10 protein-coding genes are annotated in these 14,249 nt (G+C 60.2%); 3 read left to right on the forward strand and 7 right to left on the reverse strand.

Features of this window, described 5'->3' with window-relative positions; genetic code table 11:
• The first annotated feature begins 125 nt into the window (after positions 1 to 125).
• A complete protein-coding gene (locus FFH90_RS20710; RefSeq protein WP_138867968.1) occupies positions 126 to 1,253 on the forward strand; it encodes an HlyD family secretion protein in 1,128 nt (375 codons plus the stop codon).
• Positions 1,250 to 2,842 (forward strand): DHA2 family efflux MFS transporter permease subunit, encoded by a 1,593-nt coding sequence (locus FFH90_RS20715; RefSeq protein ID WP_138867969.1) that lies wholly within the window; start codon positions 1,250 to 1,252, stop codon positions 2,840 to 2,842. Before FFH90_RS20710 ends, FFH90_RS20715 begins: the two co-directional genes overlap by 4 nt.
• A gap of 9 nt (positions 2,843 to 2,851) precedes the next feature.
• Here FFH90_RS20715 and FFH90_RS20720 read toward each other — a convergent pair whose 3' ends face one another.
• The 3 genes from FFH90_RS20720 to FFH90_RS20730 form a co-directional block, all read right to left on the reverse strand.
• A complete protein-coding gene (locus tag FFH90_RS20720; RefSeq protein ID WP_018925362.1) occupies positions 2,852 to 3,292 on the reverse strand; it encodes a carboxymuconolactone decarboxylase family protein in 441 nt (146 codons plus the stop codon).
• 165 nt (positions 3,293 to 3,457) lie between these two features.
• Positions 3,458 to 4,906 (reverse strand): mechanosensitive ion channel family protein, encoded by a 1,449-nt coding sequence (locus tag FFH90_RS20725; RefSeq protein ID WP_064619013.1) that lies wholly within the window; start codon positions 4,904 to 4,906, stop codon positions 3,458 to 3,460.
• A gap of 136 nt (positions 4,907 to 5,042) precedes the next feature.
• Positions 5,043 to 5,909: a pirin family protein gene (locus FFH90_RS20730; protein ID WP_138867970.1), complete on the reverse strand. Its 867-nt coding sequence runs from the start codon at positions 5,907 to 5,909 to the stop codon at positions 5,043 to 5,045.
• Positions 5,910 to 6,152: 243 nt separating this feature from the next.
• Between FFH90_RS20730 and dkgB the strand changes: the two genes are divergently transcribed.
• On the forward strand, positions 6,153 to 6,956 hold the full coding sequence (dkgB, locus tag FFH90_RS20735) for a 2,5-didehydrogluconate reductase DkgB (protein WP_138867971.1): 804 nt from the start codon (positions 6,153 to 6,155) through the stop codon (positions 6,954 to 6,956).
• 3 nt (positions 6,957 to 6,959) lie between these two features.
• Here the strand turns inward: dkgB and FFH90_RS20740 are convergent, their stop codons facing one another.
• The 4 genes from FFH90_RS20740 to mgtA form a co-directional block, all read right to left on the reverse strand.
• Positions 6,960 to 10,190 (reverse strand): transporter substrate-binding domain-containing protein, encoded by a 3,231-nt coding sequence (locus tag FFH90_RS20740; RefSeq protein ID WP_138867972.1) that lies wholly within the window; start codon positions 10,188 to 10,190, stop codon positions 6,960 to 6,962.
• 12 nt (positions 10,191 to 10,202) lie between these two features.
• Positions 10,203 to 10,823, reverse strand: coding sequence for a response regulator transcription factor (locus tag FFH90_RS20745; RefSeq protein ID WP_111454136.1), 621 nt, complete (start codon positions 10,821 to 10,823; stop codon positions 10,203 to 10,205).
• Between the two features lie 154 nt (positions 10,824 to 10,977).
• Positions 10,978 to 11,355 carry a response regulator gene (locus FFH90_RS20750; RefSeq protein ID WP_111454137.1) on the reverse strand — a complete coding sequence of 126 codons (378 nt, stop codon included), beginning with the start codon at positions 11,353 to 11,355 and terminating at the stop codon, positions 10,978 to 10,980.
• Positions 11,356 to 11,529: 174 nt separating this feature from the next.
• Positions 11,530 to 14,247 carry a magnesium-translocating P-type ATPase gene (gene mgtA / locus FFH90_RS20755; protein ID WP_138867973.1) on the reverse strand — a complete coding sequence of 906 codons (2,718 nt, stop codon included), beginning with the start codon at positions 14,245 to 14,247 and terminating at the stop codon, positions 11,530 to 11,532.
• Between the last annotated feature and the right edge of the window lie 2 nt (positions 14,248 to 14,249).

Genomic DNA, 14,249 nt, shown 5'->3' on the forward strand with positions numbered 1-14,249 from the left:
AACCAGAGGCAATGGATTCCACTTGGGAGCACCAGACGACCGGTAGCCAAAACCCGTTGCCACAAAATATTACCTACGTCATATTACACCCATAATAACGCCTCGTTTCCCACAGGTATTTCTCCATGACCAGCATGCCCAGCCTTGAACCCGACCTTGCCGTCGCAGCGACCCCACCCAAGCCTCCCCTGCTGAAACGGCTGGTGCTGCTGACGGCAGCCATCGCAGCCCTGGTGTTCATCGGGCTGTACGCGAACCATTGGTGGACTGCCGGGCGCTTCATCGAAGAAACCGACGATGCCTACATTGGTGGCGACGTCACGGTGATCGGCCCGAAAGTCGCCGGCTATATCGAAGAAGTGCTGGTGACCGACAACCAGAAGGTCAAGGCCGGCGATGTGCTGATCCGGATCGACGCCCGTGACTATCGCGCCAACCTGGCCAAGGCCGAAGGCGCGGTGGCCGCTGAAGAAGCGTTGCTCGCCAACCTCGACGCCACCGAACAACTGCAACACGCGGTGATCGGCCAGGCCCGCGCCGGTATCGATGCCGCGGGCGCTGAAACCGCGCGCTCGCGGGACGACAATGCCCGCTACAAACGCCTGGTGGGCAGCAATGCCGTCTCGGTGGAAAGCGCGCAACGGGCCGACGCCACCTTCAAGACGGCCCAGGCGCAGAGTGCCCGGGCCCAGGCCGAACTGCTGGCCGCGCAACGCCAGTTGAACGTGATCGAAACCCAGAAACAACAAGCCCGTGCCGCATTGGTACAGGCGCGGGCCGAGCGTGATCTGGCGCAGTTGAACGTCGGCTACACCGAGTTGAAAGCCCCCGTCGATGGTGTGATCGGCAATCGTCGGGCGCGGGTCGGCGCTTACGCCCAGGCCGGTTCGCAACTGTTGTCGTTGGTGCCGGCCAGCGGATTGTGGGTCGACGCCAATTTCAAGGAGGATCAGCTAGCGCGGATGACGCCGGGCCAACGTGTGATCGTTCATGCCGACGTGCTCAAGGGACGTGAGTTCCACGGGCATCTGGACAGCCTCGCGCCGGCCAGCGGTTCGCAGTTCAGCGTGCTGCCACCGGAAAACGCCACCGGTAACTTCACCAAAATCGTCCAGCGGGTGCCGGTGCGGATCCTGCTCGACCCGGCGGATGGCGTACTCGGTCATCTGCGTCCAGGCCTGTCGGTGACGGCCGAAGTGGACACCCGCGCCGAGCCTGAAGCGCAAACCCCAACCGTGGCCCGCGCGCCATGAGCCGCGCCCTCGCCGCCCCCGCGCAACCGTTCAACGCCGCCAACATGGCGACGGCGACCAAGGTGTTCGCCTTCGCCACGATGTGCATCGGCATGTTCATTGCGCTGCTGGATATCCAGATCGTCTCGGCGTCGCTGCGTGACATCGGCGGCGGGCTCTCGGCGGGCACCGACGAAACCGCCTGGGTGCAGACCAGTTACCTGATCGCCGAAATCATCGTGATTCCGCTGTCGGGCTGGTTGTCCCGGGTGTTCTCGACCCGTTGGCTGTTCTGCGCCTCGGCGATTGGCTTCACCCTGGCCAGCCTGCTCTGCGGTGTGGCCTGGAACATCCAGAGCATGATCGCCTTCCGCGCCCTGCAAGGGTTTCTCGGTGGCTCGATGATTCCGCTGGTGTTCACCACCGCCTTCTTTTTCTTCACCGGCAAGCAACGGGTGATCGCCGCCGCAACCATCGGCGCAGTGGCCTCGCTGGCGCCGACGCTGGGGCCGGTCATCGGTGGCTGGATCACTGACATTTCGTCCTGGCACTGGCTGTTCTACATCAACCTGGTGCCGGGGATTTTCGTCGCGGTGGCAGTGCCGATGCTGGTGAAAATCGACCAGCCGGAATTGTCGCTGCTCAAAGGCGCCGACTACCTGAGCATGCTGTTCATGGCGGTGTTTCTCGGTTGCCTGGAATACACCCTCGAAGAAGGCCCGCGCTGGAACTGGTTCAGCGACAGCACGATTCTGACCACTGCGTGGATCAGCGGCCTGGCCGGATTGGCCTTCATCGGTCGAACCTTGTACGTGGCCAACCCGATCGTCGATCTGCGCGCCTTGAAAGACCGCAACTTCGCCCTCGGTTGTTTCTTTTCGTTCGTCACCGGGATCGGCTTGTTCGCGACGATTTACCTGACGCCGCTGTTTCTCGGCCGGGTACGCGGCTACAGCGCGCTGGACATTGGCCTGGCGGTTTTTTCCACCGGGGTGTTCCAGATTATGGCGATTCCGCTGTACGCCTTTCTGGCCAATCGCATCGACCTGCGCTGGATCATGATGACCGGCCTTGGGCTGTTCGCCCTGTCGATGTGGGATTTCAGCCCGATCACCCACGACTGGGGCGCCAGGGAATTGATACTGCCGCAAGCCTTGCGCGGGATCGCGCAACAACTGGCGGTGCCGCCGGCGGTGACCCTGACCCTTGGCGGGTTGGCACCTGCGCGGCTCAAACATGCTTCGGGGTTATTTAACCTGATGCGTAACCTTGGCGGCGCGATGGGGATCGCCGCGTGCGCGACCATCCTCAATGACCGCACCAACCTGCACTTCACCCGGTTGGCGGAGAACCTCAACAGCACCAACGAAGCACTCAATCAGTGGCTGTCCCAGGTCGGCCATAACTTCGCCGCCCTCGGCCAGAGTGGTGACATCGGCGTCACCGCCAGCCTGCGTCAGCTGTGGCTGCTGACGTATCGCGAAGCGCAGACGCAAACCTACGGCGACGCGTTCCTGATGATCATGGTCTGCTTCATTCTCGCCACGGCGATGGTGCCCCTGATGCGCAAGGTACAACCACCAGCCGCGCCGAGTGCCGATGCTCATTGAGCCTGATTGTTACTCCTGAGGCATCTTGCGGAAACCCACAGCCAGGCGGTTCCAGCTGTTGATGGTGGAAATCGCCACCGTCAGGTCGACCATTTCCTTGGGGCTGAACTCGGCGCTGAGCAGCGCATAGTCTTCGTCCGGCGCGTGGGTCAGGCTCACTTGGGTCATGGACTCGGTCCAGGCCAGTGCGGCGCGCTCGCGATTGGTGAAAAACGGTGCCTCGCGCCAGGCGGTCACGGCGAACAGCCGGCGTGGCGTTTCCCCGTCCTTCATGGCATCGGCAGTGTGCATGTCGATGCAGAAGGCGCAGCCGTTGATCTGCGAGGCGCGCAGCTTGACCAGTTCGATCAGCGACTTTTCCAGGGGCAGTTTCGAGACAGCGGTTTCCAGGGCCATCATGGCTTTGAAGGCGTCTGGGGAGGCAGTGTAGAAATCGATACGGGTTTGCATGGCGAGCTCCAATCACAATGGGTGTTGGCGCTACGTTAATGCGGACCTGAGGTTGAACAAATAGCCAATTATTGGGAAGTTGAGGATGCCAATAGACCAGAAGAATTTCAGTGACAGTGCCGACGCCGACGCCTGCTCGCGAAGGCGCCGGAACAGGCAACCAACCTATTGGTGACTACGATTGCGCAACCACTGCAAAAACCCTTTTTTCTCCACCACCTTGGGTGTTTCCTGACTCAGCGCCTGAGCCTTGTTCAAGCGGAAATCCAGCAACGTCTTCATCGCTTCACCGATGTCATGCCGCGCATCCAGGCACGGTTGGAGGTATTCCCTTTCGATCCGGTACAAGCTGCAGGTCGTCTTGGCTTTAAAGTCCGCCGGCATCGCCATATCGGACAAAATCCCGCCCTCGCCGATCACCTCTCCCGGCCCCATGCGCCCGCTTTCGATCTTGACCCCGCCGCGGCTCAGCTCCACCGACACGACGCCGGATTCAATGATGAACAGATGATCGCTGACCTCCCCCGCCGGCAGAATCATTTCTCCGGCGCGGAAGGTTTGCAGCTTCATGTTCTGGCTGAAGGTTTCTTTCTCTTCCTGACGCAGGGTCGAGAAGATGTTCGAGCTGTCCAGCAACGCCCGCTGCCGTGACAAGGCAGCAGGAGCGTTGGGCTCGACGTTCGACAACAGGATGACGCCGGACGCCTGCAAGTGCCGGAACGCCAGGTCGAACAGCAGATTGCGCACCATGCGTTTCTGATCCATGGAGACCACGAAGCCGCTGATTTCATACTCCACGCCGGTGCTGCCGGAGCTTTTCAACGCCACGCACGGTGCCGGTTTGTCCAACAGAAAGCGGCACCCCTGCATGGCCCGCTCCAGGGCATCGATCACCGTTTGCGGACGCGCGTGGGGGCTCACTTGCAAACTGATCGAGACGCCGAAAATATCACTGGGCCGGCTGAAATTGATGATCTTGGCCTTGGCCGCCAGGGAGTTGGGGATCACCGCCATGCTGCCTTGGGAGGTTTGCAGGCGTGTAGCGCGCCAATCGATGTCGGTGACCCGACCTTCGGTGCCATCGATGGAAATCCAGTCCCCCAGTTGATAGGGTTTGGTGGTGTTCAGGACGATCCCGGAAAACACGTCGCTGAGGGTACTTTGCAAGGCCAGGCCGACGACGATCGCCAACGCGCCGGATGTCGCCAGCACGCCCTTGACCGGCAATTCGAGCACGTACGCCAGGGCAGCAATGACCGCGATCAGGAAAATTACCGCGCCGAGCAAGTCCTGCAACAAGCGCCCGGTGTGCCCGACCCGTTGCATCATCACCGCGCCGAGCAATACCGTCAGGGTGCGCGCTGCGTATAGCCACCAGCCAATCTGCAAACCGGTTGCCGCCAGGTGCAACGGCACATTGTCGGCCCAGGGCGCCGGCGCCATGGGGTTCAAGCCTTCGTTGAACAGCAGCACGCTGAATAACGCGAAAATCACCACTCGCGCGGCCAGTTTCCAGTTACTGCTACTGGCCGTGATCAAACGCCACAACACCAGATCGATCAGGATCAGGATCAGCGCGCTAAGCAACGGGTGATTGGTGAGCAGTGACAGCATCAAGCAACTCCAACAAAGGCCAATGGCGTGAAGATCTCACAGATTGTAGGAGCTGGCGAAGCCTGCGATCTGCAAAACACCACAAAACCAATGTGGGAGATACCAGGTTGCAGAGCAACCCACTACTGCGTCGTATTCAACCGCTCATCCGGCCGAACCGGCCCGACTGAAAGTCGCTGAAGGCCTGATGGATTTCCTGCTCGGTGTTCATTACAAATGGGCCGTGGCCGACGATGGGCTCGTCGATCGGCTCGCCGCTGAGCAGCAGCACGACGGCATCGTTGTCGGCTTCGAGGCTGAGCTGATCACCGTCGCGTTCGAACAACGCCAACTGCCCGTCACGCACCAGTTCCTGACCATTGACCTGAACCGTACCGCGCAGCACCACCAGTGCGGTGTTGCGTCCTTCATGCAGATCCAGGGTCAGCAACTTGCCGGCGTTCAAGCGCACATCCCACACGTCGATCGGCGTGAAGGTCCGCGCCGGGCCTTTGTGGCCGTCGAACTCACCGGCGATCAAGCGCAGGCTGCCGGCATTGTCTTTCAGCGGGATACGCGCAATGTCGCCGTCGAGAATCGTCTGGTAACCGGGCTCGGCCATCTTGTCCCTGGCCGGCAAGTTGACCCACAGCTGCACCATTTCCAGGGTGCCGCCGGTTTTGGCGAAACCTTCGGAGTGAAACTCCTCATGAATGATCCCCGAGGCCGCAGTCATCCATTGCACATCGCCGGGGCCGATCTTGCCGCCGCTGCCGGTGGAGTCACGGTGCTCCAGTTCGCCCTGGTAGACGATCGTCACGGTCTCGAACCCGCGGTGCGGATGCTGACCCACGCCACGACGCTCGGTGGTCGTAGTGAATTCGGCCGGACCTGCGTGATCCAGCAGCAGGAACGGGCTGATGTGTTTGCCCAGATTGTCGTAGGAAAACAGCGTGCGAACCGGAAAACCGTCGCCGACCCAATGAGGTCGTGGACTGGTGTAGATACCGATGATGTTTTTCATCTTGGCCTCTGAATCTGTTGTGTGACGCGATGGATAAAGCTTAAAACCATGACCTTTGGCGCACTAGACTGCAAAAATCAGCCTCATCGTTCTATCTGGAGAACGATGGAGGAAGATTTTTTGATCTTCCAACAACCCATTCATGACTTGCGGTAAACAGTGCTTTGCCAAACCAGCGGTTTTTCTCAAGGGTGCAGCCGGGGATACTCCCGCCCATTCCCACTGCAACCCCTGGAGTCTTTGATGTCTATTCCCGCATTCGGTCTTGGTACGTTTCGCCTGCAAGGCCAAGTGGTCATCGATTCGGTGAGCACCGGTCTTGAACTGGGCTACCGGGTCATCGACACCGCGCAAATCTACGAAAACGAAGCCGAAGTCGGCCAGGCCATCGCCGCCAGCGGCATTGCCCGTGAAGAGTTGTTCATCACCAGCAAAATCTGGGTCGCCAACTTTGCCAAAGACCGGTTGATCGACAGCCTCAAAGAAAGCCTGGATAAGCTGCAAACCGACTATCTGGACCTGACCCTGATCCACTGGCCGTCACCGGAAGATCAGGTGCCGGTCGAAGAGTTCATGGGAGCGCTGCTCGAGGCCAAACGACTGGGCCTGACCCGTCGGATCGGCGTGTCCAACTTCACGGTCGACCTGATGAAGCAAGCCATCGCTGCGGTCGGCGCCGAGAACATCGCCACCAACCAGATCGAACTGCACCCGTACCTGCAAAACCGCAAGGTCGTCGAGTTCGCGCAAAGCCAGGGCATCCAGATCACCTCTTACATGACCCTGGCCTACGGCGAAGTGCTGAAAGATCCACTCATCCAGCAGATCGCCGATCGCCTGCAGGCGACACCGGCCCAAGTCACCCTGGCCTGGGCCATGCAACTGGGGTACGCGGTGATCCCCTCTTCCACCAAACGCACCAACCTGCAAAGCAACCTGCGCGCCTGCGCCCTGCCCCTGAGCGACGCCGACATGGCGCTGATCGCGGGCCTGGATCGCGGCCAGCGACTGACCAGCCCCAACGGCATTGCGCCGCGGTGGGATTGAGTTTCAGCCCTGACTTAAATCTAGGCTCAAGCGTTCATCCAGCGATGACATCGCGCGCTGCAATTGATCGACGGCTTCGTCGAGCAGCGCTGAATCCCCCACATCGATGACACGCTCCAGTTGCTCGCAATGCTCAACCAAGCGCTGTGCCCGGACCATGCGCGCACCGCCCTTGATGCGGTGCGCCAGGTCGCGCAGTACACGGTGATTGCCACTGGCGTGCGCCTGGAGCAGATCATCCCGATCCACCCGGTTGGTCACCGTCAGTTCGCGCACCAGACGATCAATCAACGTGCGGTCCGCACCGACATATTGCTCCAGGCCACTCAAGTCCATCTCGGGCGTTGGTTGCTTTTCGAGCGTCTCTGGCGCTTCGCTCGCAAACCTGGACGCCAGCCAAGCGTGCAAATCCGCCAGCAGGATGGGTTTGAACAAGCAATCGTCCATGCCCGCCTCCAGGCAGCGGGCCTTCTCCTCGGGCTGCGCATTGGCGGTACAGCCCAGAATCAATGTAGGTGGCAATCCCTTGGCACACTCTTCATCGCGGATTGCACCCGCCAGTTCATAACCGCTGAGCCTGGGCATATTGCAGTCGGTAACCACCAGATCGAACTCATGTTTGCGCCACAGCTTAAGCGCCCGTGCGCCCTCTCCGGCCTCCAGAACATGATGCCCAAGGTGGCTCAGTTGCCGTGAAAGCAACAGTCGATTAGGCGGGTGATCGTCAACCACCAGAATCGTCAGTGGCCGCGTTGGCGCCTGCAATCCGCTCTCCACGGCCTCAATGGAAGGCAACGACGGCAATGCGATCAGCTCAAGATTGATGTCGACCTGCGTGCCTTGTCCAAGGACGCTGTCGAGTTGCAACCGCCCGCCCATCATTTCGCACAGCGTGCGGCTGATCACCAACCCCAGGCCAGAGCCGCTTCGGGCTGACTGTCGGCCGTTATCGGCCTGGATGAACGGGCTGAACAACCGTTGTCGGTCGACGGTGCTGATGCCTATGCCGGTGTCTTCAATCTGCACGCTGACCGCCAGATGTCCTGACATGACGGCCGCCACTCGTAGCGTCAGACTCACCTCACCCTCATGGGTGAACTTGATGGCGTTGCTCAGCAGATTGGACAGCACCTGTTTGAAGCGTGTGGGATCGATCAACACATCACAGTCACTGTGTTCGTCCAGATCGATTCGCCACGCCAGCGCTTTCTGCCGTGCCAGGCCTTCGAAAACCCGACACACCGATTCCACCAGCCCCCGCAGATTGGCGCGCTCAGGGGTCAGGGATAAATGCCCTGACTCGATACGCGCGATATCCAGAATGTCGCCGATCAGCGCCAGCAATTGTTGTGCGGCACTGGACGCCACCTCAATGGCGCTACGGTCGGTGACGCCCTCGTCCGCACGCTTCAAGGCCAGTTCGAGCATGCCGATCAGGGCGTACAACGGTGTGCGTAGCTCGTGACTCATGGTCGCCAGAAAAGTGGTTTTGGCGCCATTGGCATCCTCCGCCTCAGCCTTGGCGTCCTGCAATTGCCGCAACCATTGCTGGCGCTGGCGGATCTGCCGACGCTGCCAGGCGATCCAGCCCAAGGCGAGCAACAGCAAGGCGCCAGCCACGGTAAAGGCCTGAAGAATGCCCTGGCGATGACGCAGCCAATAGCTGTCATCCACCACCACATCATGTCTCCAGCGCGCCACCAGATCGTCCATCTCCTGGGGCGAGATGCTCAGCAATGCCTTGTTCAGAATCGAGTGCAACTCCAGCGCGCCACGGGCAGTGGCCAGGGCGATACGGGCGGGCTGATCGCCCACGGTGCTGCTGACACGCAGCTGCTCGTGATACTGCCGGGCGATCAGGTAACGGGCGACGATCAATGAACTGAGCGTCGCGTCAGCCCGCCCCCCGATCACCCATTCCATCCCCTCCGCCGGACTTTGCACCTCGACCAGGCGCACCTGCGGCGCCCGGGCCTGGATGAAGCCGAACAACGGATGACCGCGATAAATTGCCAGGCGCTTACCGGCCAGATCGTCCAGCGTCCTGGGGCTGTCCACTTTCGTTTTACTGACCAGCACGAAAGGGTTACTAAGGTAAGCGCGGGTAAAGAGCAACGCGTCTTCACGCTCGGTACTGGGCGTGACTACCGGCAGCAGGTCGATCTCGCCGTCCCGAAGTTGCTCGATTTGCCGGTCCAGCGAGTGGCCGCGTTGCACCTCAAAGGTCAAACCGCTGCGCTGGCTGATCAGCGTCAGCAACTGTGCCGTCAACCCGCTCAGCCGACCTTGGGCATCATAGAATGTCAGCGGGGCAAAGTTGTCGATGACCCCGACAGTGACCGTCGGATGCCGATCCAGCCATCGTTGCTCGCTGGCGCTCAAACGCACCTGCTGTTGACCCGCCGTACTGGCCCTGCCGGCACTCCAGCGCACCTCAATGGCCAAGCGCTGCTCCATGGGAATCGCTGCCAGCGCCTTATCGACGATACCGTTGAGACGCGGGTTGTCCGCCGCCAAAGCGAAGCCGAACGGATTGGCATCCAGACCGGAAGGCCCCGCCAGATGAACGTTATTCAAGTAATTATTGTTGATCAGGTAATTGGCGCTGATGAAATCGCCCAGGTAAACATCGCACTGTCCGAACGCCACCGCCCCGAGCGCGTCGAGGGTGGAGGGGTAACGCTGCAAGCGTGCGTCGGGATAAAAATCTTCAACAGCCTGCGCCTGCAAATAGTCTTCAACCATGGCAATACATTTGCCGGCAAGATCGACAGGCATCCGCTCGTCCAGCCGAGTGGCCAGCATCGGCTGATCTTCGGCATAGGCTCGGGATCTGGTCAGCGACGGATCGGCCACCTCGAAGTTGTTCGATGTCCCGAGCAGATCCAGTTCATGGTGCTTGAGGGCATCCATGGCGGCTTCACGGGTGGCATAACGCAGCACCTCGATCCTGACGTGCAGCAGTTGCCCCAACAGTTCGGCGTAATCGGCCGTGATGCCCTCCAACTCATCGCTGTGGCGTATCACCTCGAATGGCGGGTAGTCGGGGCCTGTCACTCCGAGGCGCAGGGTCCGTTTATCGCGTAGCCATTGCCAGTCCCTTTCATCCAGCTTGACCTGGAAGCCTTCCGCTGTTGAGCGCCCCAGCAGATGCAAGCGCTGTGGCTCGTCGGCTCGCGCCGTTTGAACTTGCTGTACAAGGCACAGCACACACGCCAACAGAAAGATGCGCACGGTCGGGTTCGCTCAGATCAGTAGATTGCGCTTGGCGAAATCCCGCAGGAACACTTTCGAGGTCACCCCGGTTTTTTCGACGACGCGGGTTGTGTAGGTGCTGGTGGTCTTGACACTCAAATGCATAACCTCGGCGATGCCCTTATTGGACATGCCCTTGGCCAAATACTGCAAAATTGTCAGCTCACGGTTGGAGAGATTGTCGATCATCTGTTTTTCGCTGTACTGCCGAGGGTCTTGCGATCCCGAAGACAGCCGGGCGAAAAAGGTGTAACCGGTCATGACCGCGTGCACGGCTTTTTGCAATTGACTCAAGTCGTGGGTCTTGGCGACATACGCCATGGCCCCGGCGCGCATGCAACGATCCTGAAAATTCTGCGGATCCAGCGACGTGAACACCAACACCCGGCACGGCAAGTCACTGGCTTTGATCCGTTCCAGCACATCCAGCCCGTCGCCTTCGGGCATGACCAGATCCAGCACCACCAGAGCAGGTGAGTGGTCACGGAGCATCGACAAGGCCTCACTGCCTTTGGAGGCCTCGTAAATCCGTTTGAAACCCTCCCGCTCCACTACGATTTTGACTGCGGCGCGTACCACCGGATGATCGTCCACAATCAGCACTGACTTCATGGCAATTCCCTGTGCAAAGATCTGACGATTACGCAACCCATGCACTCCGGATAACGCTGGACCGGACGCAATGCCTGCGTGACGACTTTTGCATGGTGGGCAGGAAGAATGTACCTGTTAAAAATGATAGTACCGACGAACGGTGACCCGGGACTCAACCGATCCGTTGTCGATTCCGCTCGTGATCCAGACTCGGTGCAGCTTCACACGCAGGCGGATCGATGAGCGCCATCAGCCGTCGGATGGACGCTAAATCCGGCAGCGTCGCGTGGCCATCGTAGATCAAGGAGTAATGAACCTGAGAGTTATCGAGGAAGAACCCAGGCAGGTCCAACGCCCCATCCGCCAATGAGGCATTGATGACCACCAGGTCGAACGGTTCGCAACCGTACTCGACCAAGGTCAGCATCTGCACAAGGCTGTGCACCGGTGCCACCCGGTAATAACCGAGCTGATTGAACAACCGCTCGGTTTTCAGCCGGTGAAAATGCTGTTCGTCGGCGATCAGGATGCGCAAGGCTTTATTGGTCATCGCGGGCCTCCAGGTCAATGGCTGATGAGTGAGGCGGCAAGGCTACGGAAGACTCGGGAAGCGTTCTGTAGGACTTTTCCTAAAAATAGGGCGCTCTGTCCGACTTGAAGATCAAGAGATCGCAGCCTGTGTAGGAGCTGGCGCAGCCTGCGGCAACTCCTGCGTTTGGCAGCATTACTGCCAGCCAAACCGCCGAATGTAGAAGCCTTTCACCGCCTGGGTCAGTGCCATGTACGCCAGCAGAATCACCGGCAGGAACACAAAATACAGCGACGGCAGCGCCTGCAGTTTGAAGTAATGCGCCAGCGGCCCCATCGGCAGGAAAATCCCCACGGCCATGATGACGCCGGTCATCACCAACAGCGGCATGGCGGCGCGGCTTTGCAGGAACGGAACCTTCGGCGTACGGATCATGTGCACGATCAGCGTCTGGGTCAGCAGCCCGACCACGAACCAGCCGGACTGGAACAGGGTCTGGTGGTCCGGGGTGTTGGCATCGAACACGTACCACATCAACGCAAAGGTGCTGATGTCGAAGATCGAACTGATCGGGCCGAAAAACAGCATGAAGCGTCCGACGTCCGCTGGCTGCCAGCGTTGGGGTTGTTTCAGCATGTCTTCATCGACGTTATCGAACGGGATGGCGATCTGCGAAATGTCGTAGAGCAGGTTCTGCACCAGCAGGTGCATCGGCAGCATGGGCAGGAACGGAATGAACGCACTGGCCACCAGCACCGAGAACACGTTGCCGAAGTTCGAGCTGGCGGTCATTTTGATGTACTTGAGCATGTTGGCGAAGGTCCGCCGCCCTTCCAGCACGCCCTCCTCCAGCACCATCAGGCTCTTTTCCAGAAGGATGATGTCCGCCGCTTCCTTGGCGATGTCCACCGCGCTGTCCACCGAAATACCGATGTCGGCAGTGCGCAGGGCTGGCGCATCGTTGATGCCGTCGCCCATGAAGCCGACCACGTGACCGTTGCCCTTGAGCAGGCGGACGATGCGCTCCTTGTGCGACGGCGTGAGTTTGGCGAAGACGTTGGTGGTCTCCACCGCCACCGCCAGCTCGGCGTCGCTCATGCGCTCGATGTCGTTGCCCATCAGCAGGCCTTGCTGCTCCAGCCCGACTTCACGGCAGATTTTCGCGGTCACCAGTTCGTTGTCGCCAGTCAGCACTTTCACCGCCACACCGTGCGCGGCCAGGGCCTTGAGTGCCGGCGCGGTGCTTTCCTTCGGTGGATCGAGGAAAGCCACATAACCGATCAGCGTCAGCGCCTGTTCATCGGCCAGGCTGTAAGTGTCGCGGCCCTCGATCATCGGCCGCGCCGCCACCGCCACCACCCGCAGGCCTTCGGCATTGAAGGTGGCGGTGACCTGGCGAATCCGTGCCAGCAATTCATCGCTCAGCGCCTCGTCGGCATCGCCGTGGCGCACCCGGGTGCACACCGCCAGCACTTCTTCCACCGCGCCTTTGCAGATCAGCAGATGCGGCTGCTCACGCTCGGCCACCACCACCGACATGCGCCGACGGGTGAAGTCGAACGGAATCTCGTCGACCTTGCGAAACGCCGTGCCGACTTTCAGTTCACGGTGGATCTCCACGTGCTCCAGCACTGCCACGTCCAGCAGGTTTTTCAGGCCAGTCTGGTAGTAGCTGTTGAGGTAGGCCATTTCCAGCACGTCATCGGAATCGTTACCCCAGACATCGACGTTGCGCGCGAGGAAGATTTTGTCCTGGGTCAGGGTGCCGGTCTTGTCGGTGCAGAGCACGTCCATGGCGCCGAAGTTCTGGATCGCATCGAGGCGCTTGACGATGACTTTTTTGCGCGACAGGAACACCGCGCCTTTTGCCAGGGTCGAGGTGACAATCATCGGCAACATTTCAGGGGTCAGGCCCACGGCGATCGACAGCGCGAACAGCAACGCTTCGGTCCAGTCACCCTTGGTGAAACCGTTGATGAACAATACCAGCGGCGCCATGACGAACATGAAGCGGATCAGCAACCAGCTGACTTTGTTGACCCCGGTCTGAAACGAAGTCGGCGCACGATCGGTGGCACCGACCCGCTGCGCCAGCGCGCCGAAATAGGTGTTGTTGCCAGTGGTGAGAATCAGCGCCATCGCCGTGCCGGACACCACGTTGGTGCCCATGAACAGGATGTTGTCGAGGTCCAGCGGGTTGTGGGTGTGGTTGTCCTGCTGACGTGGGAATTTTTCCACCGGCATCGATTCACCGGTCATCGCGGCCTGGCTGACGAACAGGTCCTTGGCGTTGAGCACTCGGCAATCGGCAGGAATCATGTCACCGGCCGAGAGCACGATCAGGTCACCCGGCACCAGTTGCTTGATCGGCAATTCGAGGCGTTGCGCACCGTTGTTCGCCACCTCCCGACGCATCACCGTGGCGGTGTTGCTGACCATCGCCTTGAGCGCGTCGGCGGCCTGGTTGGATTTGGTTTCCTGCCAGAAACGCAGCAAGGTCGAGAGCACCACCATCGAGAAAATCACGATGGCGGCTTTCATGTCTTCGGTCAGCCAGGAGATCACCGCCAGCAAGGTCAGCAGCAGGTTGAACGGGTTTTTGTAGCAGTGCCACAGGTGCGTCCACCACGGCAGCGGTTGCTCGTGCTCGACTTCATTAAGGCCATGTTGCTCGCGCAGGGCATCGGCTTCGGATTCAGTCAGGCCGTCGGTGTGGCTGCCGAGGTTTTCCAGCAATTGGCCGGTGCCGCTGTTGGCAGCGGCGACCAGGGTTTGCGCGAGCGTCGGCGGGACTTCACGGCTGACCGTGGTGTCGGTGAAGCTTTCCAGCAGCGCCAGTCGACGGAAGTGCCGGGCGATGTGACGGTTTCGCAGGAATCCGGCGAAGAATTCTTTCAGCCAGGTCAGGTTCATGG

The sequence above is a fragment of the Pseudomonas sp. ATCC 43928 genome (genome assembly GCF_005938665.2).
GTDB lineage: Bacteria > Pseudomonadota > Gammaproteobacteria > Pseudomonadales > Pseudomonadaceae > Aquipseudomonas.

Bases quoted from the DNA above. Each gene is read 5' to 3' on its own strand.
- FFH90_RS20710 (WP_138867968.1), top strand. From the start codon at position 126: ATGACCAGCATGCCCAGCCTTGAACCCGACCTTGCCGTCGCAGCGACC.
- FFH90_RS20715 (WP_138867969.1), top strand. From the start codon at position 1,250: ATGAGCCGCGCCCTCGCCGCCCCCGCGCAACCGTTCAACGCCGCCAAC.
- FFH90_RS20720 (WP_018925362.1), bottom strand. From the start codon at position 3,292: ATGCAAACCCGTATCGATTTCTACACTGCCTCCCCAGACGCCTTCAAA.
- FFH90_RS20725 (WP_064619013.1), bottom strand. From the start codon at position 4,906: ATGCTGTCACTGCTCACCAATCACCCGTTGCTTAGCGCGCTGATCCTG.
- FFH90_RS20730 (WP_138867970.1), bottom strand. From the start codon at position 5,909: ATGAAAAACATCATCGGTATCTACACCAGTCCACGACCTCATTGGGTC.
- dkgB (WP_138867971.1), top strand. From the start codon at position 6,153: ATGTCTATTCCCGCATTCGGTCTTGGTACGTTTCGCCTGCAAGGCCAA.
- FFH90_RS20745 (WP_111454136.1), bottom strand. From the start codon at position 10,823: ATGAAGTCAGTGCTGATTGTGGACGATCATCCGGTGGTACGCGCCGCA.
- FFH90_RS20750 (WP_111454137.1), bottom strand. From the start codon at position 11,355: ATGACCAATAAAGCCTTGCGCATCCTGATCGCCGACGAACAGCATTTT.
- mgtA (WP_138867973.1), bottom strand. From the start codon at position 14,247: ATGAACCTGACCTGGCTGAAAGAATTCTTCGCCGGATTCCTGCGAAAC.